The organism is Aeromicrobium senzhongii, from assembly GCF_014334735.1.
GTDB classification, from domain to species: Bacteria; Actinomycetota; Actinomycetes; order Propionibacteriales; family Nocardioidaceae; genus Aeromicrobium; species Aeromicrobium senzhongii.
This window is the reverse complement of sequence record NZ_CP060587.1, coordinates 842,090-867,840: the sequence shown is the minus strand read 5'-3', so window position 1 is coordinate 867,840 and position 25,751 is coordinate 842,090. Positions and strand designations below refer to the sequence as shown.

General features: G+C 70.6%; 28 protein-coding genes and 3 tRNA genes. 11 read left to right on the top strand and 20 right to left on the bottom strand.

What is annotated here, in order from left to right; translation table 11 throughout:
• Positions 1 to 18: 18 nt before the first annotated feature.
• Positions 19 to 264, top strand: a complete 246-nt coding sequence (locus H9L21_RS04400) for a helix-turn-helix domain-containing protein (RefSeq protein ID WP_154595527.1) — start codon at positions 19 to 21, stop codon at positions 262 to 264.
• On the opposite strand, the gene H9L21_RS04395 is transcribed toward H9L21_RS04400, so the two are convergent.
• The gene (locus H9L21_RS04395) at positions 221 to 712 is read right to left on the bottom strand and encodes a hypothetical protein (protein ID WP_154595528.1); all 492 of its coding nucleotides are present in this window, start codon (positions 710 to 712) and stop codon (positions 221 to 223) included. The two genes, H9L21_RS04400 and H9L21_RS04395, sit on opposite strands and share 44 nt — an antisense overlap.
• Before the next feature lie 52 nt (positions 713 to 764).
• On the bottom strand, positions 765 to 1,193 hold the full coding sequence (locus H9L21_RS04390; RefSeq protein ID WP_154595529.1) for an Hsp20/alpha crystallin family protein: 429 nt from the start codon (positions 1,191 to 1,193) through the stop codon (positions 765 to 767).
• Positions 1,194 to 1,298: 105 nt separating this feature from the next.
• Between H9L21_RS04390 and H9L21_RS04385 the strand changes: the two genes are divergently transcribed.
• The 3 genes from H9L21_RS04385 to H9L21_RS04375 all read left to right on the top strand — a co-directional run bounded on the left by H9L21_RS04385 (position 1,299) and on the right by H9L21_RS04375 (position 2,645).
• On the top strand, positions 1,299 to 1,595 hold the full coding sequence (locus H9L21_RS04385; protein ID WP_154595530.1) for a MerR family transcriptional regulator: 297 nt from the start codon (positions 1,299 to 1,301) through the stop codon (positions 1,593 to 1,595).
• 127 nt (positions 1,596 to 1,722) lie between these two features.
• Positions 1,723 to 2,205, top strand: coding sequence for a LysM peptidoglycan-binding domain-containing protein (locus H9L21_RS04380; protein ID WP_154595531.1), 483 nt, complete (start codon positions 1,723 to 1,725; stop codon positions 2,203 to 2,205).
• Positions 2,202 to 2,645 carry an Rv3235 family protein gene (locus H9L21_RS04375; RefSeq protein WP_154595532.1) on the top strand — a complete coding sequence of 148 codons (444 nt, stop codon included), beginning with the start codon at positions 2,202 to 2,204 and terminating at the stop codon, positions 2,643 to 2,645. The genes H9L21_RS04380 and H9L21_RS04375 overlap by 4 nt, the downstream gene beginning before the upstream one ends.
• 1 nt (position 2,646) lies before the next feature.
• Here H9L21_RS04375 and secA read toward each other — a convergent pair whose 3' ends face one another.
• The 10 genes from secA to H9L21_RS04325 form a co-directional block, all read right to left on the bottom strand.
• Entirely contained in the window at positions 2,647 to 5,382 is a 2,736-nt protein-coding gene (gene secA, locus H9L21_RS04370; RefSeq protein ID WP_187411797.1) for a preprotein translocase subunit SecA, read from the bottom strand.
• 9 nt (positions 5,383 to 5,391) lie between these two features.
• Positions 5,392 to 6,606 carry a winged helix-turn-helix domain-containing protein gene (locus tag H9L21_RS04365; protein WP_187411796.1) on the bottom strand — a complete coding sequence of 405 codons (1,215 nt, stop codon included), beginning with the start codon at positions 6,604 to 6,606 and terminating at the stop codon, positions 5,392 to 5,394.
• Positions 6,603 to 7,265 (bottom strand): response regulator, encoded by a 663-nt coding sequence (locus H9L21_RS04360; RefSeq protein ID WP_255467328.1) that lies wholly within the window; start codon positions 7,263 to 7,265, stop codon positions 6,603 to 6,605. Before H9L21_RS04360 ends, H9L21_RS04365 begins: the two co-directional genes overlap by 4 nt.
• 28 nt (positions 7,266 to 7,293) lie before the next feature.
• A complete protein-coding gene (hpf, locus tag H9L21_RS04355; protein ID WP_154595534.1) occupies positions 7,294 to 7,920 on the bottom strand; it encodes a ribosome hibernation-promoting factor, HPF/YfiA family in 627 nt (208 codons plus the stop codon).
• Between the two features lie 42 nt (positions 7,921 to 7,962).
• Entirely contained in the window at positions 7,963 to 8,655 is a 693-nt protein-coding gene (locus tag H9L21_RS04350) for a ComF family protein (RefSeq protein WP_154595535.1), read from the bottom strand.
• 61 nt (positions 8,656 to 8,716) lie between these two features.
• Entirely contained in the window at positions 8,717 to 10,369 is a 1,653-nt protein-coding gene (locus tag H9L21_RS04345; protein WP_154595536.1) for an LpqB family beta-propeller domain-containing protein, read from the bottom strand.
• Positions 10,366 to 11,892, bottom strand: coding sequence for an MtrAB system histidine kinase MtrB (mtrB, locus tag H9L21_RS04340; RefSeq protein WP_154595537.1), 1,527 nt, complete (start codon positions 11,890 to 11,892; stop codon positions 10,366 to 10,368). The genes H9L21_RS04345 and mtrB overlap by 4 nt, the downstream gene beginning before the upstream one ends.
• Entirely contained in the window at positions 11,892 to 12,593 is a 702-nt protein-coding gene (gene mtrA, locus H9L21_RS04335) for an MtrAB system response regulator MtrA (RefSeq protein WP_154595538.1), read from the bottom strand. Before mtrA ends, mtrB begins: the two co-directional genes overlap by 1 nt.
• A gap of 2 nt (positions 12,594 to 12,595) precedes the next feature.
• The gene (ahcY, locus tag H9L21_RS04330) at positions 12,596 to 14,038 is read right to left on the bottom strand and encodes an adenosylhomocysteinase (protein WP_154595539.1); all 1,443 of its coding nucleotides are present in this window, start codon (positions 14,036 to 14,038) and stop codon (positions 12,596 to 12,598) included.
• Between the two features lie 49 nt (positions 14,039 to 14,087).
• Positions 14,088 to 15,245, bottom strand: a complete 1,158-nt coding sequence (locus tag H9L21_RS04325; RefSeq protein ID WP_187411795.1) for a PrsW family intramembrane metalloprotease — start codon at positions 15,243 to 15,245, stop codon at positions 14,088 to 14,090.
• Between the two features lie 56 nt (positions 15,246 to 15,301).
• Here H9L21_RS04325 and H9L21_RS04320 point away from each other — a divergent pair.
• Both H9L21_RS04320 and H9L21_RS04315 read left to right on the top strand, forming a co-directional pair.
• Positions 15,302 to 15,375 (top strand) — tRNA-Arg (locus H9L21_RS04320).
• Positions 15,376 to 15,401: 26 nt separating this feature from the next.
• On the top strand, positions 15,402 to 15,617 hold the full coding sequence (locus H9L21_RS04315) for an amphi-Trp domain-containing protein (protein WP_154595541.1): 216 nt from the start codon (positions 15,402 to 15,404) through the stop codon (positions 15,615 to 15,617).
• Between the two features lie 7 nt (positions 15,618 to 15,624).
• Here the strand turns inward: H9L21_RS04315 and H9L21_RS04310 are convergent, their stop codons facing one another.
• Together H9L21_RS04310 and H9L21_RS04305 are read right to left on the bottom strand one after the other, a co-directional pair.
• Positions 15,625 to 16,365: a DsbA family protein gene (locus tag H9L21_RS04310; RefSeq protein WP_154595542.1), complete on the bottom strand. Its 741-nt coding sequence runs from the start codon at positions 16,363 to 16,365 to the stop codon at positions 15,625 to 15,627.
• Between the two features lies 1 nt (position 16,366).
• Complete coding sequence (locus H9L21_RS04305; RefSeq protein WP_154595543.1) at positions 16,367 to 17,122, bottom strand: DsbA family protein; 756 nt, start codon at positions 17,120 to 17,122, stop codon at positions 16,367 to 16,369.
• 85 nt (positions 17,123 to 17,207) lie between these two features.
• On the opposite strand from H9L21_RS04305, the gene orn reads away from it, so the two are divergent.
• From orn to H9L21_RS04290, 3 genes are all read left to right on the top strand, one after another.
• Positions 17,208 to 17,816, top strand: coding sequence for an oligoribonuclease (orn, locus tag H9L21_RS04300; RefSeq protein ID WP_187411794.1), 609 nt, complete (start codon positions 17,208 to 17,210; stop codon positions 17,814 to 17,816).
• A 54-nt stretch (positions 17,817 to 17,870) separates the two neighbouring features.
• Positions 17,871 to 17,946 (top strand) — tRNA-His (locus H9L21_RS04295).
• Positions 17,947 to 18,026: 80 nt separating this feature from the next.
• Positions 18,027 to 18,575: a DUF7010 family protein gene (locus H9L21_RS04290; RefSeq protein WP_154595544.1), complete on the top strand. Its 549-nt coding sequence runs from the start codon at positions 18,027 to 18,029 to the stop codon at positions 18,573 to 18,575.
• Here the strand turns inward: H9L21_RS04290 and H9L21_RS04285 are convergent, their stop codons facing one another.
• Genes H9L21_RS04285 through glpK form a run of 4 tightly spaced genes read right to left on the bottom strand, consistent with a single transcriptional unit; the run spans position 18,576 to position 23,437 of the window.
• Entirely contained in the window at positions 18,576 to 19,130 is a 555-nt protein-coding gene (locus H9L21_RS04285) for a nucleosidase (RefSeq protein ID WP_222865851.1), read from the bottom strand. It abuts the gene before it with no gap.
• Positions 19,127 to 20,854: a glycerol-3-phosphate dehydrogenase/oxidase gene (locus H9L21_RS04280; RefSeq protein WP_154595545.1), complete on the bottom strand. Its 1,728-nt coding sequence runs from the start codon at positions 20,852 to 20,854 to the stop codon at positions 19,127 to 19,129. Before H9L21_RS04280 ends, H9L21_RS04285 begins: the two co-directional genes overlap by 4 nt.
• 19 nt (positions 20,855 to 20,873) lie before the next feature.
• Positions 20,874 to 21,932 (bottom strand): alpha/beta hydrolase, encoded by a 1,059-nt coding sequence (locus H9L21_RS04275; RefSeq protein ID WP_222865850.1) that lies wholly within the window; start codon positions 21,930 to 21,932, stop codon positions 20,874 to 20,876.
• The gene (gene glpK, locus H9L21_RS04270) at positions 21,929 to 23,437 is read right to left on the bottom strand and encodes a glycerol kinase GlpK (RefSeq protein ID WP_154595546.1); all 1,509 of its coding nucleotides are present in this window, start codon (positions 23,435 to 23,437) and stop codon (positions 21,929 to 21,931) included. Before glpK ends, H9L21_RS04275 begins: the two co-directional genes overlap by 4 nt.
• Before the next feature lie 42 nt (positions 23,438 to 23,479).
• Here glpK and H9L21_RS04265 point away from each other — a divergent pair, with 42 nt between their 5' ends.
• Together H9L21_RS04265 and H9L21_RS04260 are read left to right on the top strand one after the other, a co-directional pair.
• Complete coding sequence (locus H9L21_RS04265) at positions 23,480 to 24,994, top strand: phytoene desaturase family protein (protein WP_154595547.1); 1,515 nt, start codon at positions 23,480 to 23,482, stop codon at positions 24,992 to 24,994.
• A 65-nt stretch (positions 24,995 to 25,059) separates the two neighbouring features.
• A tRNA-Lys gene (locus H9L21_RS04260) sits at positions 25,060 to 25,135 on the top strand.
• A 39-nt stretch (positions 25,136 to 25,174) separates the two neighbouring features.
• Here the strand turns inward: H9L21_RS04260 and H9L21_RS04255 are convergent.
• Positions 25,175 to 25,441 carry an acylphosphatase gene (locus tag H9L21_RS04255; protein ID WP_154595548.1) on the bottom strand — a complete coding sequence of 89 codons (267 nt, stop codon included), beginning with the start codon at positions 25,439 to 25,441 and terminating at the stop codon, positions 25,175 to 25,177.
• Between the two features lie 10 nt (positions 25,442 to 25,451).
• On the bottom strand, positions 25,452 to 25,694 hold the full coding sequence (locus H9L21_RS04250) for a helix-turn-helix domain-containing protein (protein ID WP_154595549.1): 243 nt from the start codon (positions 25,692 to 25,694) through the stop codon (positions 25,452 to 25,454).
• Between the last annotated feature and the right edge of the window lie 57 nt (positions 25,695 to 25,751).

Here is a 25,751-nt window from a genome sequence, read left to right as displayed (position 1 = left end):
GCGTGTGAGAATGGCGCCATGGCTCCCGAGCACCAGTTCCTCACCGCGAACGACGTCGCCGAGACCCTCAAGGTCGATGTCCGGGTCGTCTGGAGCCTGCTCAAGTCCGGCGAGCTGCGCGGGTTCCAGGTCGGCGGCCGCAAGATGTGGCGCATCGAGGCCAGCGCCCTGGAGGACTACATCGCCCGCCAGTACGAGCGGACGGCGCGCGAGACCGAGCTCAGCGCTCCTCGAGAGCCGCAATCGACGCCCACGGCAGACTGACCCGCCGACCGGCCGCGGCGACCTGCAGGAAGTCCGAGCCGACGGCCGCCACGACCCCCTCGACCGCTCGGCCGTCACGGCGGACGACCCGCACCGACGCACCGGCGTCCCGCAGCGCCCGCGCCATCTGAGCACGTGTCCTGCGCAGCGCCGGCGCGGCCGCCGCGCGCCCGTCCGATCCGCTGATCGCGACGATCGCCTCGGGCACGACCACGATCGTGCGCAGGCCGTCCTCGACCAGCACCACGTCGCCCACGCCGACGACGCGACCCCCGATCTCACCGCGCCCGGCCACCTCCATCCGGATGTCCCGCCCGCCCAGCAGATCGGTCCAGGACAGGCGCGCCCACTGCTCGTCGCGCAGGTCCTCGGCCAGGGCGTCCCGCTCCTCGGCGTACGCGTCCACCGCGGCACCCTCGAGATCGGCGAACAGTCGGTCCCAACGCATGAAGACACCGTAGGGCCTCCCGATGGGAGGCCCTACGGTGTCGGTGGATCGATCAGACGCCGATGGCGGCCTGGTCGTCCTTCGTCGCGCCGGTGATCTCGATCTTGCGCGGCTTGGCCCGCTCGGCGACGGGGATGCTCAGCCGCAGAACGCCGTCGTCGTAGGCGGCCTCGATGCGGTCGAGGTCCAGGTTGTCGCCCAGGACCAGCTGGCGGCTGAACATGCCGCGAGCGCGTTCGGTGGCGAGCATCTCCCAGTCGCCGTTGCCGACGACGCGCTCGGCGCGCACGGTCAGGACGTTGCGCTCGATGTCGAGGTCGATGCTCTCCTTGGACACACCGGGCAGGTCGAACTCCACCACGAAGGTGTCGCCCTCGCGCCAGGCGTCCATGGGCATGACGGCCGGGCGGTTGGTGGTGCCGAAGAACTGCTGGGTGAGCCGGTCGAACTCACGGAACGGGTCGGTCGAACGAATCATCATCATCGTCTCCTCTCGCAGGTGGTCCGGTGGTTCCACTGATGTAAACCTATATTGCTCATTTCATATTCCTTGTCAAGTACGATGCAGGTGACAGGAGGGACGACGATGCGTGAGGACGACGAGACCGGCGTGTACGCCATCTCGGTGGCCGCCGAGATGGTCGCGATGCAGGTGCAGAACCTGCGCGTCTACGAGCGCCGCGGCCTGCTCGAGCCCGATCGCACCGCCGGCGGCACCCGCCGCTACAGCCGCTCGGACATCCGGCGACTGAGGCGCATTCGCGACCTGCTGGCCGAGGGCCTGAACCTCGCGGGCATCGAACGGGTCCTCGCGCTGGAGGCCGAGCTCGAGCGACTGCAGCTCGAGAACCAGCGCCTGCGCCGGACCCGACCCGCGCCCTAGCGCCCGTCCACACCCCACGACCGCGTCATTGACGCGGTCGTTCGCCATGCGCTTCTCTGGTGCATGACGTCATTCGACGTCAAATGCCTACATCAGACGTCATCAGAAGTCATGGATCGAGGTTCGGATGGTCGACCTGTCGACGGTGGGATGGGAGTCCGCGCTGCGCTGGCTGCTGGCCGCGGCCCTGGCGGCCTGGGCCCTGTGGTGGCTGCTCGGCCTCGCCCTGGTGCTCGTCGATCGCCGGCTCGCGGCCCGCCTCGGCCCTCCGGTGTTGCGCGCGCTCCTCGTCACCGGCGCCGTGGTGGCGACCGCCACGCCCGCCCGAGCCGGCTCGAGCGGGCCGCTGGAGGGCCTGGCCCTGCCGGAACGTCCACTGACCCGGGCTGCTCCGTCGCCGGAGCCGTCACCGCCGCCCGCGACCCGGACCCACGTCGTCGTCGCGGGCGAGTCCCTGTGGTCGATCGCTCAGGACCACTCCCCCGGCGGCACCGCCGCCACGACCAGTACCGAGGTCGCACGGTGGCACGACGCCAACCGCGACGTCATCGGATCCGATCCCGACCTCATCCATCCCGGCCAGCGACTCGACCCACCAGGAGCACGATGATCACCGCCACGGCACTCGCCACCGACCCGTTCGCGCCGCACCAGGTGCCGCTGCCCTTCCCGCCGTCACCGCCGCTGCTACCGGTGCCGGTGGAACGCGGCGACGCCCGCGAGCTGCGTCACCGGTGCGCGCGGTTCACCCAGGCACTGGCCGAGGTCATCACGGGGGTGCGACCTCCGCGCCAGCTCGGCGCGTGGCTGAGCCGCGACGTGTACGAGCAGCTGCACGAATACGTGACGGCCCGTTTCGTCGCCGGCGGTGCGCGCCACAGCCCCCGGGTCGTCTCGGTGCACATCGCGATGGTCGACGACGGAGCCGCCGAGATCGCCGCCCGCATGGTCCACCGCGGCCGCTCCCACGCGATCGCGGTGCGGCTGCAGCGCGGCCGTGACCATCAGGGGCGCACGACCTGGCGCTGCACCGCCGCCGAGTGGGCCTGAGTCAGCGGTTCTTCTTGCGCGACTGGCGAGCGGCCTTCGCCTTGCGGCGAGCGGCCTCCTTGGCCTTGTTCTGGCGGGCGACCTCGTTGGCGTCCGGCTCGTCGTCGTCGACCTCGACCGACTCGTCGACCGCGATCGCCGACCCGTCCTCCGACGGGGCCGAGTACGACAGCTGCTTGGGCGTCGTGTCCGGCTCGAGACCCTTGGCCATGATCTGGGGGGCCTCGTCGTCGCCCTCCTCGACCTCGACCTCGACGCTGAGGTTGAACAGGTAGCCCACGGACTCCTCGGAGATGCCCTCCATCATCGCGTTGAACAGGTCGTAGCCCTCGCGCTGGTACTCGACCAGCGGGTCACGCTGGCTGTACGCGCGCAGGCCGATGCCCTCGCGGAGGTAGTCCATCTCGTAGAGGTGCTCGCGCCACTTGCGGTCGAGCACGCTCAGCACGACCCGGCGCTCGAGCTCACGGGCGACCTCGTCGCCCAGCTCGGCCTCACGCTTGTCGTACGCGGCGAGCGCGTCCTCGACGACGAGCCTGCGCAGCGTCGCCGCGTCGAGGCGCTCCAGCCCGCCGACCTCCTCGACGACCTGGTCGGGGTCGAGCGAGATCGGGTACAGGGTGCGCAACGCGGTCCAGAGCTTGTCGAGCTCCCACGTCGTGGAGTAGCCCTGCGTGGCGGCCGTGACGTAGGCGCCCGTGACGTCCTCGATCATCTGGCGCACGCGCGGCTCGAGGTCCTCGCCCTCGAGCACCCGGCGGCGCTGGGAGTAGACGACCTCGCGCTGGGCGCTCATGACGTCGTCGTACTTCAAGATGTTCTTGCGAGTCTCGAAGTTCTGCGCCTCGACCAGGCCCTGCGCCGACGCGATCGACTTGGTGACGCGCTTGTTCTCGATCGGCACGTCGTCGGGGATCTTCATCGTCTGCAGGATCCAGTTGACCCACTCGCCCTTGAACAGGCGCATGAGGTCGTCCTCGAGCGACAGGTAGAACCGGGTCAGGCCCGGGTCGCCCTGACGGCCGGAGCGGCCACGCAGCTGGTTGTCGATGCGGCGCGACTCGTGGCGCTCGGTGCCGATCACCGCGAGGCCACCGGCGGCGATGACGTCCTCCTTCTCGGCAGCGACCTGCTTCTCGATCCGCTCGAGGGCCTCGGGCCAGGCAGCCTCGTACTCCTCGGGCGTCTCGACCGGGTCGAGCCCCTTGCTGCGCAGATCGGCGTCGGCCAGGAACTCGACGCTGCCGCCGAGCATGATGTCGGTACCGCGGCCGGCCATGTTCGTGGCGACCGTGACGGCGCCCTTGTGACCGGCGCGGGCGACGATCGCGGCCTCACGGTCGTGCTGCTTGGCGTTGAGGACCTCGTGCGCGATGCCGCGCTTCTTGAGCATCTTGCTCAGGCGCTCGCTCTTGGCGACGCTCGTGGTGCCGACCAGGACCGGCTGGCCCTTCTCGTGGCGTCCGGCGATGTCGTCGACGACGGCGTTGAACTTCGCGTCCTCGGTGCGGTAGACGAGGTCGGGCAGGTCGTCGCGTCGCACGGGCTTGTTCGTGCGGATCGGAACGACGCCCAGCTTGTAGATCTTGTCGAACTCGGCGGCCTCGGTCATGGCCGTACCGGTCATGCCCGAGAGCTTGTCGTACAGGCGGAAGTAGTTCTGCAGCGTGATCGTGGCGAGCGTCTGGTACTCCTCGCGGATCCGCACGCCCTCCTTGGCCTCGATCGCCTGGTGCAGGCCCTCGTTGTAGCGACGTCCCTCGAGCAGACGGCCGGTGTGCTCGTCGACGATCAGGACCTCGCCGTCGATGACGACGTAGTCCTTGTCGCGCTTGAACAGCTCCTTGGCCTTGACGGCGTTGTTCAGGAAGCCGATCAGCGGCGTGTTGACCGCGTCGTACAGGTTGGCGATGCCGAGCTGGTCCTCGACGACGTCGATGGCCTTCTCGGTGACGGCGACGGTGCGCTTCTTCTCGTCGACCTCGTAGTGCTCGTCGATCCGCATCCCGTCGATCATCCGGGCGAACTCGCCGTACCACTTGACCTCGTCCTCGGTGGGGCCCGAGATGATCAGCGGCGTGCGGGCCTCGTCGATGAGGATCGAGTCGACCTCGTCGACGATCGCGAAGTGGTGACCGCGCTGGACGCACTCGTCCAGGCTGTCGGCCATGTTGTCGCGCAGGTAGTCGAAGCCGAACTCGTTGTTCGTGCCGTAGGTGATGTCACAGGCGTAGGCCTCGCGGCGCTGCGCGGGCGTCTGGCCGGCCACGACGACGCCGACCGTGAGGCCCAGGAAGTGATGGACGCGGCCCATCATCTCGGACTGGTAGGTGGCCAGGTAGTCGTTGACCGTGACCACGTGGACGCCCTTGCCGGTCAAGGCGTTCAGGTACGACGGCAGCGTCGCGACGAGGGTCTTGCCCTCACCGGTCTTCATCTCGGCGATGTTGCCCAGGTGCAGTGCGGCGCCGCCCAGCAGCTGGACGTCGAAGTGCCGCTGGCCCAGCACGCGCGACGCGGCCTCGCGGACCGTGGCGAAGGCCTCGGGCAGCAGGTCGTCGAGCGATTCCCCGCCGGCCAACCGCTCCTTGAACTCGTCCGTCATGGCACGCAGCTCGTCATCGCTCATGGCGGCGAACTCGTCGCTCAGGGCGTTGACCTGGTCGGCGATGCGGTCGAGGCGCTTGAGGATCTTGCCCTCGCCCGCACGCAGGATACTGTCGATGATCTTCGGCACCCGATCATCCTAGTGCGGGGCGGCACACTCCGGCGCCAGCATCGCGGCCAGATCACCACGTGGACGGACCTCGACCTCGCCCAGGCCCAGCCAACCGGCCATGCGCAGCAACTCCTGCCCCAGCTCGCGGGCCGTTTCGGCCGGGGCCCCGGGCTCGGCGAACGAGCCGAGCACGAGCAGCCGCCCGCCCTCGCGGTCGGCCTTGAGGTCCACGCGCGCGACGATCCGGTCGCCCAGCAGGAAGGGCAGGACGTAGTACCCGTGCACCCGCTGCGGCTGGGGCACGTAGATCTCGATGCGGTAGCGGAAGTCGAAGAGTCGCTCGGTGCGCGTGCGCTCGAAGACCAGCGGGTCGAAGGGACTGAGCAGGGTCCGCGCCTCGACCCGGCGCGGGCGGGCGGCCTCGGCATGCAGGTACGCCGGGCGCTTCCAGCCCTCGATGGTCACCGGTTCGAGGACGCCGTCGGCCACCAGGGCGCTCACCGCGGCCGTGGTCGGAGCGGGCGCCAGGCGGAAGTAGTCCCGCAGGCACTGCGCCGTGGCGACGCCGAGGGCTCGGGCCGCATGGCTCACGAGCGTCAGGTGGGCCTCCTCGTCCGAGGGCTCCGGCAGCGCGAGCACCCGGGCGGGCAGCACGCGCTCGGGCAGGTCGTACTCGCGCTCGAAGGCGGCATTGCGCCGCGCGGACGAGACGCGCCCCACGAAGAACAGGTACTCCAGCGCCTGCTTGGTCTGGGACCAGTTCCAGCCCCAGTGGGTCCGGTCGCGCTCCTGGGCGCCGAGCCGGGCCTCCAGCTCGCGGGCCGTGATCGGACCCGAGCGGGCGACAGCGGCCTCCACCTGGTCGATCAGCTCGGGGTTCTCCTGGACGGCGCGGGCCATTCCGCCCCACATCCCGCGACCGGAGCGCATCTTGTGGTGCATCGCCGGCCACAGGTCGACGTCGACGAGGGCCGCCTCGTGCGCCCAGTACTCGAACAGCAGGCGCGGGGCCCGGCCGGCAGCACGGTGCAGCAGGTCGGTGTCGTAGGGGCCCAGCCGTGAGTACAGCGGCAGGTAGTGCGCTCGTTGCAGGACGTTGACGGAGTCGATCTGGAAGAACCCCAGGCGGCGCGCCACCCGGGCCACGTGCTCACGGCGCACCACCTCGGGCTGCGCGCGGGTGAACCCCTGCGCCCCGAGCGCGATGCGCCGAGCCTGCAGCGCCGTGAGGCGCGCCGTCACAGAACGTCGTCGATGAGCTTGCTGCGGACGGCGTACATGGCCGCCTCCATCCGCGACTTCATCTGCAGCTTCTCGAGGATGTTGCGGATGTGGTTCTTGACCGTGTTCTCGCTGATGAACAGCTCACCGGCGATGTCGCGGTTGCTCTTGCCGTGAGCGACCAGGCGCAGCACCTGCAGCTCGCGCGCGGTCAGGGTCGTGGCCGGCGCCGGCCCCTTGGCCATGTGCACGAACTCGTCGAGCAGCTTCGTGGCCATGCTAGGGCTGATCAACGACTGACCGGCCGCGACGAGCTTGACCGCCTCGGCGACCTGGTCGTACGTCGACCCGTCCTTGAGCAGGTATCCGGCGGCACCGGCCTTGATCGACTCGTACAGGTCGGCCTCGTCGTCGCTGGCCGTGAGCATGATGATGCCGGTCGTGGGCGCAGTCTCCTTGATCGCGGCGCAGATCTCGACACCGCTGCGGTGGGGCATCCGGACGTCGAGCAGAACGACGTCGAACGGCTCCTCCGCGATGCGTTCCAACGCGGCGTCACCGTCGTCGACGTCCTCGATCTCGAACCCCCCGTCGGCACCGAGGACCATGGTCACGCCACGTCGGAACAGCTCTTGGTCATCGACCAGCAGGACCCGGATCGCATCCCCGTTTGCAGTCACGGGTTCGATCATGCCACGTCCGGGACCGTCACCCCTCGACCGTGAGACGAATGACGCCGTAGTCGTAACCCTTGCGGCGGTAGACGACGCTCGGCTTCATCGAGTCCTTCTCCACGAAGAGGTAGAAGTCGTGCCCGACCAGCTCCATCTCGTAGAGGGCCTGATCCAGCGTCATCGCCTCGGAGACGTGCTCCTTCTCGCGCACGACGAGCGGGCCGTCGCCCTCGACCTCGAGCGGTCCGACCTTGCGGATGTCGGACTCCACGGTGTCGTCCAGCTCGTCGAAGTCGGCCACGGGGAGGTCGGCCGTGGCCGCCTCGATCGACTCGGCGCGGTGCTTGTCGCGGTGGCTGCGCTTGCGCTCGACGACCTTGCGCAGTCGGGTCTCGAGCTTGTCCACCGCGGCGTCCAGTGCCGAGTGCTGGTCGGTGGAGGTGGCCTCCACCCGGACGGCCGGACCGCGCGAACGCACCGTCATCTCGACACGGGCGGCGGTCTCGGGCTGACGCGGGTTCTTCTCATGCGTCACCTCGACCTCGACCCGGCTGATCCGCTGACGGCTGTCGAACTTCTCGATCCGCTGCAGCTTCTCGGCGACATGGTTGCGGAACTTCTCCGAGATCTCACTGTTGCGACCGGTGACCACGATTTCCATGTCTGTCTCCTTGCTCGAATGCGAGTCCCGAAACGTCTCGCCCTACCCCGACCGTAGTCCGTCGCCGGGGTGACTCGCCACCGGTGTCGACCCCGGCTGCGCCATCACCACTGCGGCCGCACCGAGGATCGGGAACGCCCCGCTCGCGGACAGTGCGCGGACCGCCTCGAGGAGGGTCGCGCCGGTCGTGAGGACGTCGTCGACGACCACCACGGGGCCGGTCGGCACCGCCGCCGCCGCCATGGATCCGGCGACGTTGAGCGCCCGGTCACCGCGGCTGAGAGCGTGCTGATCGCGCGTCTGTCGCCGCAGTCGCAGGACGGGTCGGACCTGGGCGTCGACGCCCACGCCGGCGAGCGTGCGCGCCGTCGACGCGGCCAGATCCGTGACGAGCTCGCGTCCGCGCTCCCGGCGCGAACGGCGGGTCGAGGGCACCGGCACCAGGGTCACCGAGGAGACGTCGCCGATCAGGCACACCACGGCCGACGCGAGGTGGTGGGCGATCACCGGATCGAGGCTCGCGGCCCCACCGACCTTCCAGGCCAGGAGCGCCTCGCGCCGCAGGCCCCGGTGGACGCCCGCCACGGCCACCGGGACGTCGCCGACGTCCATCACCACCGGATCGGGCGCGACCGCGGCGACGCAGGTCCGGCACGGATGCAGTCCGGGCGCCCCGCACAGTGGACAGCACACACCCAGGACCAGATCGGCCGCCGCCTGCCACCACCCGCGCATCCGGCCAGTCTGGGCGGTGGAACCGGACCCCGGCCAGCCCGTGCGCGGGGCTGTGGACGAGTCAGGCGATGCCGCGTGCGGCCGCGACGTCCACCGCGACCCAGCGGGTCCGGTCGAGGATCCAGACGCCACCCTCGCTGTCGAGCAGGTAGAGGTCGGAGTCGGCCGCGGCGGTCGCCACGAGGGCGACCGGCTCGATGTCCGGAAGGAGTTGACCACCGCCGGGCCAGGCGTCGACGACCTCGGTGCCGTCGATGCGCAGGGAGTGCACCTGGCTGCCCGGTGGTCCCAGATGGGCCACCCGGGAGCCGTCGACCCACACGACCTGGCGGGCTCCGGCGACGGTCGCCAGCCGCGTCGCGTCGGTCAGGCCCACGACGCGACCGTCGCGGCGCTCGACGCCGCCCACGAACAGCCGCCCGTCCGCGGTCGCGGCATACCGGGCGCCGTCGGGCGAGACCGCGAACGACGAGATCCCGCGCAACTCGGGCGCCGGGACCCCGACGAAGGACTCGCCGTCATGAACCCGGACGCGGGTCCTGCCGGCGGGCCGGTCGACCAGCCAGGCGTTCTCGTCGATGTCCAGGATCGGGCGCAGGAACCGCTCGCCGGTGATGTCGACGGGATCCGTGCCGTCGGCAGCCGTGACCCGGGCGCGGTCGCGCCACGTCGCGACGACCCGCTCCTCGTCCGCGGCGACCATCGACGCGCCGGCGTCGTCCGTGCCCCAGTCCCCCGGCAGCCGCTCCCGTGAGCGCGGCCCGACCCGGTGGACCACACCCTCGGCCACGACCGTGGCCCAGCGACGGGACTTGTCGGGGCCGAAGGAGGTCCAGCCGCCCGCGTCCTGGACGGGCTCGCCCGCGGGCGCCACCACGGTGCCGTCGCCGGTGATCTGCACGTCGGTCACGATGGGAACCTGCCGCAGCGTCCAGGCGACCTGGGCCGAGAGTCGCTTCTGCAGGGCGGGCTTGAGGTCCCCGACCCGCGTCGAGAACTCGATCTGGGCCACCCCGTCCACCACGGGGACGGAGGCACGCAGGTCCTCGACGGGCGGGACGGCGGTCGTGAGCCCCGGCGCGGAACCCGGCCGAGGCCCGATCGCCAGGCTGGTCATCAGCGACGTCGCCAACTGGTCGCCGACCACCTCGTGGACGGGTACGGGCACCAGGTGGCTCCCGCTCTGGTCGAGGAAGTACAGGTCGAACGTGCGGACGTAGTCCTCGAACCAGCCCCGGCTCACCAGGACGCCGTCGGGAGGGGTCGCGATGCGCCACTGCCCGTCGATCCGCTCCAGGTCGAGGTCCCACCGCTTCGTGGTCCCCAGGCGGGTCAACCGGCCCTGGGCGTCGAGACGCGCGTCGGCGGTCAGGTCGATCCGCCCGGACCCGACCGCGTCGGAGGACACGTACGCCGCCGTGTACACCGTGGTGCTCCGGCCGGGGCGCCACTGGTCGGCGGCCTCGGGCGTCAGGTACTCGGCCGCGACCCGGTGCGTCACCGGGTACGCCAGCATGGCGTCGAGGAAGCCGCGCACGATCTGGGCCTCGGTCGCATCGGGCGCCGGGCCTGCCGGGGTGTAGCGGACCGTGCTCTCGCCCAGTCCCGACTCGTCCTGGACCCGCTCGACCGGGCCGGAGGTCGGGATGCCCGCACAACCGGCCAGCACGGCGGCGACGACCGCCAGGACCAGGGCGGTGCGGGGCGCCCTCATGCGAACACCGAGCTCGTGACGGGCGACCACACGCGCTCCCCCGCGACCCGCGGCAGGGTCAGGATGAACTCGGTCCCCTCGCCGGGCCGCGACCACACCTCGAGGGTCCCGCCGTGCAGGGCGGCGTCCTCGCGGGCGATCGCCAGCCCGAGCCCCGTGCCACCGTGCGAGCGAGCGGGATCACCGCGCCAGAAGCGGTCGAACACCCGGCGGACCACGTCGGGCTCCATGCCGACGCCGTAGTCGCGGACGGCCAACGAGACCCGGTCGGCCGCCTGGGACACGATCACGTCGACCTGGTCGGACTCGCTGTACCGGGCGGCGTTGGTGACGAGGTTGCGCACGATCCGGTCGACCCGTCGGTAGTCCGCCTCGACGATCGCCGGCCGGTCGGCGCCGCGGGCGTGGCCCACGATGCCCGCCCGCTTGAGCACGTCGTCCGCCGCCGCGGTCCGGGCCACCGCCGCCAGGTCCACGGGATCGGTCTCCAAGGTGGCGGCTCCGGCGTCGAAGCGGCTCAGGTCCAGCAGGTCCGACAGCAACGCCTCGAACCGGCCGACCTCGGTCTGCAGCAACTCGGCCGCTCGCGCGGTCTGGGGGTCGAAGCCCGGGCGCGCCTCGTAGAGCACCTGACCGGCCATCTGCACGGTCGTCAACGGCGTGCGCAGCTCATGGGAGACGTCCGACACGAAGCGCTGTTGCAGCCGGGACAGGTTCTCGAGGCGGCGGATCTGACTCTGCAGGCTCTCGGCCATCTGGTTGAAGGACGTGCTCAGGCGCGCGATGTCGTCCTCGCCCTTGACGTGCATCCGCTGCTCGAGGTTGCCGGCCGCGAACCGCTCGGCGATGCGTCGCGCCAGACGGACCGGCTCGACCACCTGACGCGCGACCAGTCCGGCGACGAGCGTCACCATGACCAGCAGTCCCGCGCCACCGGCCAGCAGGGCGGTGCGCACGAGGCCCAGCGTCTCCTGCTGGTCGGCCATCGAGAACACGTAGTAGAGCGCGTACCGGTCGTTCGAGCCGGGCGCGGTCACCCGGCCGCCGACCGTGACGACCGGGACGTCACCGGTGCCGAAGACCGACAGCTCGGAGAAGGTCCAGAAGATGCCCTGCTCGGAGCTGACCTGGCGAACCAGGTCGGCGGGCACCGCGTCGATGCCGACGTTGCCCGACGCCCGCACGGGCGCTCCGCCGGCCTCGGCCAACGGGCCCTGCAACACGAGCTCGTACGAGCGGTTCTCGCCGCGGGTCGCGGCCAGCGCGTCGACCAGCTGCGTCAACGCCGGCGACTGACGGGTGGGCTCGCTGTCGACCGCGGCGTCGAGCTGGGACTGGGCCTGCTCCAGGCCGGCGCGGGCCTCGCCGATCGCGGCGTCGCGGCGGTTCTCGGCCAGGCCGCCGGCCACGTCGTGCAGCAGCGCCCAGCCGACGATCAAGATGACGGCCGTGCTCAGCAGCACCGTGTTGATGACCACCCGGGTGCGCAGCGAACGGCGCCACAGCCCCACGAGCCGGCGCATCAGCGGGAGGCCGGGTCGATCGCCTGGTAGCCGATGCCGCGCACCGTGCGGATGACCTGCGGGTTCTCGGCCTCGTCCTCGATCTTCTGGCGCAGTCGCGTCATGTGGACGTTGACCAGCTTCGTGTCACCGGGGTGGTGGTAGCCCCACACCTTCTGCAGCAGCACCTCGCGACTGAAGACCTGCTCGGGTGCCGAGATGAGGCAGGCCAGCAGGTCGAACTCCAGCGGGGTGAGCGAGACCGGGCGCCCGTCGCGGGTGACGGTGTGCCCCTGGGGATCCAGGACGATGTCACCGAACTCGATCCGTCCGCCGAGCGGGTCTCGCCGGCGCAGCCGCGCCCGGATCCGGGCGATCAGCTCGCTGTTGCGGAACGGCTTGGTGAGGTAGTCGTCGGCGCCGACCTCGAGGCCGTCGACGATGTCCCGCGTCTCGCCCTTGGCGGTCAGCATCACGATCGGGACGCCCGAGACGTCCCGGATCTGGCGGCACACCTCCATGCCGTCCAGACCCGGGAGCATCCGGTCCAACAGGACCACGTCGGGCTTGAACTCCTCGAACGCCGCCATCACCGCGTCGCCGGTGTGACAGACGGCCGTCCGGAATCCCTCGCCCTCAAGGACGATCGTGAGCATCTCGGCCAACGACGCATCGTCGTCGACGACGAGCACCCGCTCGTGCTTGGGGCGACGTTGCGACATGCTCAGTAGCGGTAGTGGTCCGACTTGTACGGACCCGCCACGTCGACGCCGAGGTACTCGGCCTGCTCCTTGGTCAGCTCGGTCAGCTCGACGCCCAGGGCGTCGAGGTGCAGGCGAGCGACCTCCTCGTCGAGGTGCTTGGGCAGCACGTGGACGCCCAACTCGTACTGGTCGGCCTTGCTGTACAGCTCGATCTGCGCGAGGACCTGGTTCGTGAACGAGTTCGACATCACGAACGAGGGGTGGCCCGTCGCGTTGCCCAGGTTCAGCAGACGGCCCTCGGACAGCACGATGATCTTCTTGCCGTCGGGGAAGATCCACTGGTGGACCTGCGGCTTGATCTCGTCCTTGACGATGCCGGGGATCTTGGCCAGGCCGGCCATGTTGATCTCGTTGTCGAAGTGGCCGATGTTGCCGACGATCGCCTGGTGCTTCATCTTCTCGAAGTGCTCGACCCGGATGATGTCGAAGTTGCCCGTCGTGGTGATGAAGATGTCGGCGTACTCGACGACCGACTCGAGGCGCTTGACCTCGTAGCCGTCCATCGCGGCCTGCAGCGCGCAGATCGGGTCGATCTCGGTGACGATGACGCGGGCACCCTGGCCGCGCAGCGACTCCGCCGAGCCCTTGCCGACGTCGCCGTAGCCGCACACGACGGCGACCTTGCCGCCGATCATGACGTCGGTGGCGCGGTTGATGCCGTCGATCAGCGAGTGGCGGCAGCCGTACTTGTTGTCGAACTTGCTCTTGGTGACCGAGTCGTTGACGTTGATCGCCGGGAAGAGCAGCGTGCCCTCACGGAAGCGGTCGTACAGGCGCAGGACGCCGGTGGTGGTCTCCTCGGAGACGCCCTTGATGTCCTTGGCGATGTTCGTCCAGTACTGCGGCTTGGTCTCCAGCGAACGGGCCAGGACGCGCAGCACCTCCTTGAACTCCTCGTTGTCGGTGCTGTCCTGCGGAGGAACGGCGCCGGCCTTCTCGTACTCGACGCCCAGGTGCAGCAGCATCGTGATGTCGCCACCGTCGTCGAGCAGCACGTTGGGGCCGCACTCGGCACCCTGCTCGTCGGTGAAGGCGAAGACCTTCTCGGCCTCGTCCCAGTACTCGGCGAGCGTCTCGCCCTTCCACGCGAAGACCGGCGTGCCCTGCGGATCGTCCGGCGTGCCGTTCGGCCCGACGACGACCGCGGCGGCGGCGTGGTCCTGGGTGGAGAAGATGTTGCAGGTCGCCCAGCGGACGTCGGCGCCCAGCGCCGTGAGCGTCTCGATGAGGACCGCGGTCTGGATCGTCATGTGCAGCGAACCGGCGATGCGGGCGCCGGCCAAGGGCTTGCTGTCCCCGTAGCGCTCACGCATGGCCATGAGGCCGGGCATCTCGTGCTCCGCGAGCTCGATCTCCTTGCGGCCGTACTCGTGGAGGGACAGGTCCTTGACGCGATAATCCATAAGCTCGACCTTACCGTCCGGTACCGAGCCGCACCGAATCGACGCGTGACTACTTCATCCCCGGCGGGAGAGCCGGCGGCAGGTGCAGGAACGGGCGCAGGTGCCACATCCGGTCCAGCAGCGCGTAGGTGCGGTCGGGGCCGCCCGGCTTGGCCACCCCGGTCATCACCGCGTCGTGCAGGAACGCGACCTCGGTCGCGAGCCGCTGGTAGCGCTTGACGGCATCGACGGCGACGGGTCCGTACCGAGCCGCGTAGGCCCTGGCCTGGCGCCGGCGAGCGAAGCGGACGAGCCACGGCACCTCGGCGGGATGGATCCAGCCGCGGCGGGCGATGTCGGTCAACGCCCGGGACAGGATGTCGATCTGGCTCATGCGCAGCACCACGGCCGTGACGCCCAGGCCGAGCAGCAGTGCCGCCAGCACGATGTAGGCCAGCAGGAACCCGATGCCGCCGCCGACGACGATCGCGCCGTTCCAGATCGCGTGCAGCCCGACGCTGGCGAGGTAGCCCAGCGCCAGCAGACCCCAGCGCTGCAACCGCGACGAGCGGTGGACGGCCAGGCCCATCGCGATGCCGATCGCCGCGGTGAACAGCGGATGGGCGAAAGGGCTGAACAGGCCGCGGACGACGAAGGTCGCGGTGGCCATCTCGGCGCCGGAGTACGGCACCTCGTCGAACCCGAGGTAGCTGGCTGCGTAGTAGCCGACGTTCTCCATCGCCGCGAAGCCCAGCGCCACGAGCCCCGAGACGACGAGACCGTCGAGGACTCCGTCGATGATCCGGCGCACCCGGACGAGCGTCAGCAGGACGAACAGGCCCTTGGCGAACTCCTCGGCCACGGGGGCCCCGACCGCCGTGAGCCACTCCTCGTTCATGCCCAGGCGCGACATCGCGATCTCGACCGGCAGGGCGATGCCCACCGCCACCACCGCGCCCCACACGAAGGCGGCGGCCTTGTACCGGAACGGCTCGGGCTCGACCCGGTCGAGCCACCAGTACGCGAACAGCGCGACGGGCAACGGGATGAGGGCGTAGACCAGCGCGAGCGACGTGCCCGCGATCGAACCGGAGATCGACGCGAAGAACACCGCGCCACCGGCGCCGACGACCGCCGTGATCCAGACCAGGACGACCAGGAGCTTGCGGCCACGTTGTCGGAGGGGGTCCACCTCGGGGGGCAGTACCAGCGCCGCGGTCGTCGTCACCGGACCAGAGTAGAGCGCCGCGGGGACACCGGCCGGTCCCGATAGTCTGGCCCCGAGCGCCCGTAGCTCAGCTGGATAGAGCAAGAGCCTTCTAATCTCTAGGTCGCAGGTTCGAGTCCTGCCGGGCGCGCGGATTCGTCAACGAAGGAGAAAACCATGGACCTGTTCGAGCTCGACCAGACCCAGCGCCTGAGCCGCGAGGCGGCCGCTGCGAAGCTGCACGCCCTCGCCGACGCGCTCGCGCGCCACAACTCCGTGGAGTTCATCAAGGGCGACAACCGCATCACCGTCGACGTGCCCGACGAGGTCGAGCTCTCCGTCGAGATCGAGATCGGCGACGAGAACGAACTGGAGATCGAGCTGCGCTGGTGAGCTGATCTCAGGCCGCGTCGATCGCGGCCTGCAGTGCCGCGGCCGTGGGGTCGTCGACCTTCTCGCCGTCCACGAGGACCGTGGGGGTGCCGGTGACCCCGCGATCGCGCGCCGCGTCACGCGGCTCGCTCAGCCACGGCACGAAGCGGTCCTGGTCGATGCACTCGGCGATGCCGGACACGCCCGCGTCCTGCGCGATCTGGTCCAGGTCCGTGCTGGACGGCTCGGACCCGCCCTCGTGGAACCCGGCGGCGAACAGCGCCGTGTGCATCGACCAGAACGCCTCGGGTCCCTCGGCGTCGGCCGCGCAGACCGCCGCGTTCATGACGTCGTGGGCCGGACCGTCGGACGCCCGGCCGTCCATGATCGTCATGGGCACGAAGCGCAGCGCGATCTCGCCGGCCTCGGCCCGCTCCTTCAACAAGCGCTCACCGTCCGATGCCGCGAAGTCGGCGCAGTGCGGGCACAGGAAGTCGGCGTAGACCTCGACCACCGGCGCGCCCGGGTCGGCCTTCGCAGGGAAGGCGAAGCCCGGCGCGCCACCGCTGACGTACCGCGGCGCGACGACGTCGCGGTCCTCGTCCGCCGAGGCGAGGGCCGACACGCCCCACGCCGCGGCCGCGACGAGCGCCGTGGCGGCAGCGGCGATCGAGCCGGTCAGGATGAGGCGCTTGCGGCGCTCGGCCCGCTCACGCTCCAGGCGAGCCGCCTCGGCGCGAGCGGACGCCTTGCGTCGCTGGTTCGTCACGTCAGGACTTCGAGGCGTCGGCGATCGCCTTCTGCAGCTCGTCCGGCGTGCGCGCCTGGCTCTCCTTGCCGTTGATGAACACCGACGGCGTGCCCGAGACCTTGCGGTCGTCCGAGAACGTCTTCTGAACCTGGTCGATCCACGGCACGAACTTCTCGGTGCGCACGCAGTTGTCGATGCCGGTCACGCCGGCCTCCTCGGCCAACTCGATGAGCGCCGCGTCCTCGGGACCGGCGCCACCCTCCTGCGGCTGGGTCGCGTAGAGCGAGTCGTGCACCTTCCAGAACGCCTCGTCGCCGTCCTGGTCGACGACGCACATCGCCAGGTTGGTGGCCCGGCGGGAGTAGTCGTTGGTGCTCTGACGGTGCAGGAACGAGAACGGCATGAAGCGCAGCTGGATCTCGCCGGCGGCCGCCTGGCTCTGCAGGAACTTGCCACTGACCTGCTCGAACGAGGCGCACGCGGGGCACAGGAAGTCCTCGAAGAGCTCGACGATCGGCTTCTGGGCCGCGTCGGCTTCGCCGGTCGCGGGGAACGGCACTCCGTCGTCGACGAGGTTCCGCGGCTCGATGACCTCGGTGTTCTTCGCGTTCTGGTCCGAGAGCGACTTGACGCCCCAGGCGGCCAGGGCGATGAGCACGACGACCACCGCGACGATGGCGACGGTGATCTTGTTGCGCTGCTTGCGCTCGGCCTTCTGTCGTTCCTTGCGCATCTGCTCGGCGCGGGCGGCGCGGGCCTGGCGGTCGTTCGTCACGTGAGCTCCTCGGACATGGACGTGGTACCGCCGGAAGCCTACCGGGCGAGACGCACCCGTCGCCGAAGCGCACTAGGGTGGCGGGGTGAACGACAAGCTGGTGTGGGTCGATTGTGAGATGACCGGGCTGTCCCTCCAGGACGACGCCCTGATCGAGATCGCGGCCCTGGTGACCGACTACGACCTCAACATCCTCGGTGACGGGGTCGACCTGATCATCAAGCCTCCGCAGGCCGCCCTGGAGCAGATGAACGAGGTCGTGACCACGATGCACACGACGTCGGGCCTGCTCGACGAGCTCGACTCCGGGATCACCGTCCGCGAGGCCGAGGAACAGGTGCTCGAGTACGTGCGCCAGTACTCCCCCGAGCCGGGCAAGACGCCGCTGGCCGGCAACTCGATCGGCACCGACCGCGCCTTCCTCGCCCGCGACATGGTCGAGCTCGAGTCGTACCTGCACTACCGCGTCATCGACGTGTCCTCCATCAAGGAGCTGGCTCGCCGCTGGTTCCCCCGGGCGTACTTCGCCGCACCCGAGAAGGGCGGAGCCCACCGCGCCCTGGCCGACATCCGCGAGAGCATCGACGAGCTGCGCTACTACCGCCGCGCGATCTTCACCCCCGACCCGGGCATCGACACCGAGACCGCGCGCGCCATCGCGGCCGAGATCACGGCAGGCAGCCAGCCCGAGTAGGACCCGGCTGCGACGTCCGGTAGACTCGTCGCGCTGCGCCGCGAGGCGCACATGGTGGGTGTAGCTCAGTTGGTAGAGCACCGGCTTGTGGTGCCGGTGGCCGCGGGTTCAAGTCCCGTCATCCACCCCAGAACGACCGAGGCCCGGACCTCGCCCTCGCGGGCAGGTCCGGGCCTCGGTCGCATTCTCGGCGATGACACAGTGGCCCCCGTGGACCTGATCACCTCCCTCGAACGGCTCGCCGAGCAGAACCTCTCCGGCGTGGCCTTCCTCACCGCCTACGGCGTGACGTGGGTGGCCTGCGGCCTGCTGTGGCGTCGGACCACCGAACAGGTGGCGACCTACGCGACGCTCTTCCAGGGACTGTTCGCGCTGCCGGCGGCGCTCGGGCTCTCGGCACTCATCGGCGCGATCGGCCCCGACCGGCCCGTGGGCGACGAGATCACCCAACTCTCGGTGTTGATCGGGACCTCGCAACTGCTCGGCCTGCCGCTCCTGATCGTCCTCGTGGTCAGGCACCAGTACCGCCTCGTGCCGTTCACCTTCGCGGCGATCACCTCGATGCACTTCGTCCTGTACGCCTGGCTCTATCGCACGCCGGTGTACATCGCGATGGCAGTGATGATCTCGCTCGGCACGATGGTCGTGACGCTCACCGCACCAGAGGAGTCACGTTCGAGCCCCGCGCGGGTCTGCTTCCTGACCGGCGGTCTGCTCCTGACGACGGCACTGCTGTTCCTCGTGCACCACCGCGGATAATCAGCCGATCTCGTCGCGGACCCAGTGTCCGATCAGCCGGGCGCACGCATCGACGACCGCCGCCCACTCGAGGGCCGAGTCGTCCGCGGCGTCGCTGACGATCTTGACCAGCCGGCACGGCACGCCGGCCAGCCGGCAGGCGCGCGCGACCGCGAAGCCCTCCATGTCGACCAGTTGCGCCCGCGCGGCCAGCGCGTCACGCACGACGGGGTCGGTCACGAACAGGTCGCCGGTGGCCAGCACCGTGCCGTCACCGCCCGCGATCTCGATCTCGTCGACGGCGTCGTGGCCGAGTGCGCGGATCGCGTCGGCGGAGTAGTCGTGGTTCACCACGGTCGACGGCAGGAACAGCCCGGTCAGCCCGGGCCTCAGAGCGCCCGCGGTGCCCACGTTCAGCACCAGCTCGGGCCGCGAGCGGGCGATCGCGGCGGCCGTCACCGCCGCGGCCTCGACCTTGCCGATCCCGGTCAGCACGACCTCGAGATGCTCGGGCACGTACGCCGCCTCGACCTTCGTCGCGGCGACCACCAGGACGCGCGACGGATCGACGCTCACAGGTGGCCGACCGGCACGACGTCGGGCGCGCCCATGCGCGCCGCGTCGGCCGTCTCGTCGTCGGGCATCGTCTGGCTCTCGAGCTCGGCCTCGACCCGCTTGAGGTAGTGGTCGACCTCGCGCTCGCGGTGGGCGTCGGACCAGTCCAGGGCCTCGGCCATGAGAGCGGCCACCTCCTCCGCGCACTCCGTGCCTCGGTGGAAGGTCTCGATCGAGATGCGCGTCCGGCGAGCCAGGATGTCGTCGAGGTGCCGCGCCCCCTCATGGGTGACGCCGTAGACGACCTCGGCGCGCAGGTAGTCGTCGGCGCCGCCGAGGGGCTCGGCCAGGTCGGGACGCTCGGCGATGAGCTCGAGCACCTCGGTGGCCAACGTGCCGAACCGGTTCAGCAGGTGCTCGATCCGTCCCACGCCCAGCCCGTGCGCCTCGGCGAGGGCCTGCCGGCGGTTCCACAGCGCCGCGTAGCCGTCGGCGCCCAGCAGGGGGATGTCGTCGGTGACGCAGGCCGGCACCCGCCGGTCGAGCAGCGAGCTCATCTGCTGCACCGCGGCGTCGATGGCGTCCTTGGCCATGATCCGGTACGTCGTGTACTTGCCGCCGGCGATGACGACGAGCCCCGGGACCGAGGTGGAGACGGCGTGCTCGCGCGAGAGCTTGCTCGTGGCCTCGGACTCGCCGGCCAGCAACGGCCGCAGCCCGGCGAACACGCCCTCGACGTCCTCGGGCACGAGCGGCTCCACGAGCACCTGGTTGACGTGCTCGAGCAGGTACTCGATGTCCTTCGCACTGGCGGCCGGATGGTCCTTGCTCAGCGACCAGTCCGTGTCGGTCGTGCCGATGATCCAGTGCCGGCCCCACGGGATGACGAACAGCACCGACTTCTCGGTGCGCAGGATCAGCCCGGACTCGCCGCGGATGCGGTCGCGGGGAACGACGAGGTGGATGCCCTTGCTGGCCCGCACGTTGAACTGGCCGCGCTCCCCCGCGAACGACTGCGTCTCGTCGGTCCAGACGCCGGTCGCGTTGACCACCTGGCGGGCACGGACGTCGATCTCGCGGCCGCTCTCGAGGTCCTTGACGCGGGCGCCGACGACCCGGCCGCCCTCGCGCAGCAGGTCGATCACGCGGGTGCGGCTGGCGACGTGGGCACCGTAGGCGGCGGCTGTGCGCGACAGGAACATGGTGTGACGGGCGTCGTCGACCTGGCCGTCGTAGTAGTGCAGCGCGCCGACCAGGGCGTCCTTGCGCAGCGCCGGCATCATGCGGCGCGCGCCGGTGCGAGTGAGGTGCCGGTGGCGCGGCACGCCGCGCGAGCGGCCCGACAGCAGCGCCATCGAGTCGTAGAGGGCGACGCCGGAGCCGGCGTAGAACCGCTCCCACACCCGGTGCGTCAGGGGGTAGAGGAACGGCACGGGCTTGACCAGGTGCGGCGCCAGCTTGTCGATGAGCAGGCTGCGCTCCCCCAGCGCCTCGGCCACGAGCCGGAAGTCGAGCATCTCGAGGTAGCGCAGGCCGCCGTGGATCAGCTTGCTCGACCGGCTGGAGGTGCCGGACGCGAAGTCGCGCGCCTCGACCAGACCGACCGTCAGTCCGCGCGTCGCGGCGTCGAGGGCCGCACCCCCGCCGACGACACCACCGCCGATGACGAGGACGTCGAGGTGCGTGGCGCCCAGTGCGTCCAGGGCGTCCTCGCGGTGGGTCGGAGACAGGGCAACCGGTCGCATGCCCACCAGTCAACCAGCCTCAGGCCATCGACGCCTCGATCGCCCGGGCGATGCGGATCGTCGCCTCCCTGGCCGTCCGGCTGACACCGGTGATGTTGATGAAGGCGTGGATCAGCGATCCCTCGCGGGCCAGCGTGGTGGGCACGCCCGCCTCCTCCAGGCGCCTGGCATAGGCGATGCCCTCGTCGCGCAAGGGGTCGAACCCGGCGACCGCGACGTAGGCCGGCGGCAGGCCGGTGAGGTCCTCGGCGAGCAGCGGGGACGCGCGCGGATCGAGGGCATCGGCCGGGTCGGCCAGGTACCGCTCGGCGTACCAGTCCATGTGCTGCTCGGTGAGGAAGAAGCCCTCGCGGAACTCGGCGTAGGAGGGGTGCTTCGTCGACAGGTCCGTCACGGGGAAGAGCAGGAGTTGCAGGACCGGCACGACGTCGCGGCCCCGCAGGTGGTGCGCCAGCACGGCCGCCAGGTTGCCGCCGGCGCTGTCGCCGGCCACGACGATGCGGGTCGGGTCGACGCCCCACCCGGGCGCGTGGTCGACCGCGAAGTCCCACGCGGCGGCCGCGTCCTCGACCGCCGCCGGGAACGGGTGCTCGGGCGCCAACCGGTAGTCCACCGAGAGGATGTCGACCCCGGCCTCGCGAGCCAGGAAGCGCACGGCCGAATCGGTGCTGACCCGGCTGCCCAGGACCCATCCCCCGCCGTGGAAGTACACGACCAGGCCCTTCGACTCCGTCGTGGCGCGGTAGCGGGTGGCGGGGATAGGGCCGGCCGGTCCGGGGATCACGAGGTCCTCCTCGACCGCGAAGTCCTCGAAGACGTCGGCGAACACGAGCGCCTCGTCGGTGAGCATGCGGCGCGCCTGCTCGACGGGGTACTGGGTGAAGTCGCTGCCGGGGATGCGGTTCATGACGCGCAGGGCCACGGCGATCTCGGGAGCGAGCTGCTCACCGTCGCGGTTCACCGGCGCATGACGGCCGAGGCGGGCGACGACGGACTCGGGCAGCCGGGCGAAGCCGCGGATCACGGCCCGCTCGGCCTGCAGCGCGGCCGACAGGCCGGCGCGGGTCCCGGCGCTCACTCGACCCACCCGAGCGTGCGCTCCACGGCCTTCTTCCACTGGTGATATCCGGCTTCACGGTCCTCGTCGGTCCACTGGGAGGTCCACCGTTTCGACTCCGACCAGTTGGCGACCAGCTCGTCGGTGCCGGTCCAGAACCCGACGGCCAGCCCGGCCGCGTAGGCCGCGCCGAGCGCCGTGGTCTCGGCGACGACCGGGCGGCTGACCTCGATGTCGAGGATGTCGGCCTGGATCTGCATGCACAGCTCGTTGGCGGTGATGCCGCCGTCGACCCGCAGCACCTCGAGCTCGATGCCGGAGTCCGCGACCATGACGTCGACGACGTCCTTGCTCTGGTAACAGATCGCCTCGAGCGCGGCGCGCGCCACGTGCGCGACCGTGTTGAAGCGCGAGAGGCCGACGATCACCCCACGCGCGTCCGGACGCCAGTACGGCGCGAACAGACCGCTGAACGCCGGCACGAAGTAGACCCCGCCGTTGTCGTCGACGGTCTCGGCGAGCGCCTCGGAGTCGGCCGCCTCGGCGAACACCTTCAACTGGTCGCGCAGCCACTGGATCGCCGACCCGGTGACCGCGATCGAGCCCTCGAGGGCGTAGACGGGCGGCGCGTCCCCGAAGCGGTAGGCCACCGTGGTCAGCAGACCTCGCTCGGAGCGGACGATCTCGGTGCCGGTGTTGAGCACGAGGAAGTTGCCCGTGCCGTACGTGTTCTTGAGCATCCCGGGCTCGAAGCAGGCCTGACCGACCAGCGCGGCGTGCTGGTCGCCGAGATTGCCCGCGAGGACCACCTCGGTCCCGAAGGGACCATCGGCGCGCGTGCGGCCGAACTCCTGCGAGGAGGACGTGATCTCGGGCAGCATCTGCCGCGGGATCTCGAAGATCTCGAGCAGCTCGTCGTCCCACTGCAGGGCCTCGATGTCCATCAGCATCGTGCGGCTGGCGTTCGTGACGTCGGTGACGTGGACGCCGCCGTCCGGCCCACCGGTGAGGTTCCAGATCAGCCAGGTGTCGATCGTGCCGAACAGGGCGTGCCCCGCCTCGGCGTCGGCGCGGACCCCGTCGACGTTCTCGAGGATCCAGTGCAGCTTCCCGCCGGCGAAGTACGCGGCGGGCGGCAGGCCCGACTTCGCGTGGACGATCGCGCCGCGGCCGTCCTCCTCGATGGTCCGCGCGAGAGCGGCGGTGCGGGTGTCCTGCCACACGATCGCGTGGCCGTACGGCTCGCCCGTGCGACGATCCCAGACCACGGTGGTCTCGCGCTGGTTGGTGATGCCGACGGCAGCCAGGTCCGTCGCGGCGATGCCGGCGGCCTCCAGGCCCTTCTCGACGACCGTGCGGGTGTTCGCCCAGATCTCCGCGGCGTCGTGCTCGACCCACCCGGCCTGCGGCAGGATCTGCTCGTGCTCGACCTGGTGCCGGCCGACCTCGTCCCCGCCATGGTCGAACACCATGAACCGCGTACTGGTCGTGCCTTGGTCGATCGCACCGACGTACTGCTGTGACATGGGCCTCACCCTAGAAGACCCGCGGCGTCATACGCTCGTGCCATGGCCGAACGCGTCGTCATCGTCGGAGCTGGACACAACGGGCTCGTCGCCGCCGCACTGTTGGCCCGCGCGGGCCACGAGGTGCTGGTGCTGGAGCGCCTCGATCGCGTCGGCGGCGCTGCCGTCAGCGCGCCGGCGTTCGACGGGTACGACGCGCGCCTCTCACGGTTCTCCTACCTCGTCAGCCTGTTCCCCCAGGCCCTGATCGACGAGCTGGGGCTGGACCTCGAGCTCCGCTCGCGCGACACGGCGTCGTTCACCCCGTGGAGACGCGACGGTCGCGCCGGTGGACTCCTCGTCGAGACCGACGCCGGCGAGGCGACCCGGCAGAGCTTCGCCGAGCTGACCGGCGACGACCGCGCGTTCGACGCCTGGAGCTCCTTCTACGACGAGGTGGGCACGCTGGCCGGGGCCCTCGCGCCGACTCTGCTGGAGCCGCTGCCCCACATCGGCGACGTGCGCGACCGGGTGCCGATGGCGATCTGGACCGATGTGGTCGAACAGCCGCTCGGGACCGCGTTGCGTCGCCGCTTCAGCGACGACATCGTGCGCGGCGTCGTCGCCACCGACGCGCTGATCGGCACGTTCGCCTCGCTGGACGACCTCACGCTCGTGCAGAACCGCTGCTTCCTCTACCACCTCATCGGCAACGGGACCGGCGAGTGGCGCGTGCCGGTCGGTGGCATGGGCGCCGTCACGAGCGAGCTGGCACGCGTCGCCACCGAGGCCGGGGCGACGATCCGGCTCAACTCCGAGGTCGACGGGATCGACGTCAGCGACGTGGACGTCACGATCGCCGGAGACGGCTTCGTCGAGCGCGCCGACCGGGTCCTGTTCGGTGCCGCACCGTACGTCCTGCAACGCCTCCTGGGCCGCACCCCCGCCGCCAAGCCGGCGGGAGCCCAGCTCAAGCTCAACGTGCTGCTCTCGCGGTTGCCGCGCCTGGCGTCGGGCGTCGATCCCCGCGTGGCGTTCGCGGGGACCTTCCACCTCGACGAGTCGTTCGACCAGCTGCAGCTGGCCTGGGCGACCGCCGCGTCCGGCGACCTGCCCCCGGCGACCGGGGAGTTCTACTGCCACACCCTGACCGACCGATCGATCCTCGGCCCGGAGTTGCGCGACTCCGAGGCCCAGACCCTCACCTACTTCGGCCTCCACACGCCGCCCGGGGTCCTGGACGCGCCGGGCGCCAAGGACGCGGCCGTGGCCCGAGTCCTGGCCGCCCTGGATGCACACCTGGCCGAGCCGATCGAGCCGCTCATCCTGGGGCTCGAGGCCAAGACGCCGTCGGAGATCGAGCGCGAGCTGTGGATGCCCGGCGGGCACATCTTCCACGGCGACCTGGCCTGGCCGTGGCTCGAGGAGGGGGAGCATCCGCGCACCCCGGCGGATCGCTGGGGCGTCGCCACCGCGCACCCCCGGGTCCTGCTGTGCGGCAGTGGCGCCCGCCGTGGCGGTGCCGTCAGCGGGATCGGCGGCCACAACGCGGCCCGCGCCGTGCTGGAATCGGCGTAGCGAGGGGGCCGGATTTCACCCCCGCGGAGGGTATGCGGTAGTGTTGGTGATCGCGCAGCGCGTGAGCACCCCTAGCTCAATTGGCAGAGCAATTGACTCTTAATCAATGGGTTCTCGGTTCGAGTCCGAGGGGGTGTACCAACGAGAAAGGCCCCGGTTCGCCGGGGCCTTTCTCGTTTCTCAGCGGACGGTGAATCCGTGACTCTCGGTCGTCGCGAGGTCGCGGACGTCCACGGACTCGACCTGACCGCCCGGCGGCCCCTCGGCCATCCAGGCGAGCACGGCGTCGACCTGCGCCGGCTCTCCCTCCAACTCGGCCTCGACGGAGCCGTCAGCACGATTGCGCACCCAGCCCGAGACGCCGGCCTGCTCCGCGGCGATCCGCGTCGACCAGCGGTACCCCACTCCCTGGACCAGCCCGCGCACCACCACGTGAACTCGCCTCATGGCCGGGGCGTCAGCTGGCGCCGTACTGCTTGATCGCGCGACTGATGCTCGTGTGCGAGACACCGACCTCGTCGGCGATCTCCTGGTAGGACATCCCCGCCTCGATCGCGGCGGCCAGCGCGGCGGCCCACTCGCCGCGAGCCCGCGCGATGGCGCGCTCGTACTCGGCGGTGGCGGAGTCGTACGCCTCGCGGGCGGCATGGAGGGCGCGCGGCACGGAATCGTCGTACTTGCGGCGGTGGCGGAAGGCCATGGAGTCAACCTACGACGCGATCGCACAGGATGCACCCCATGTCGTGAGCACACGAAC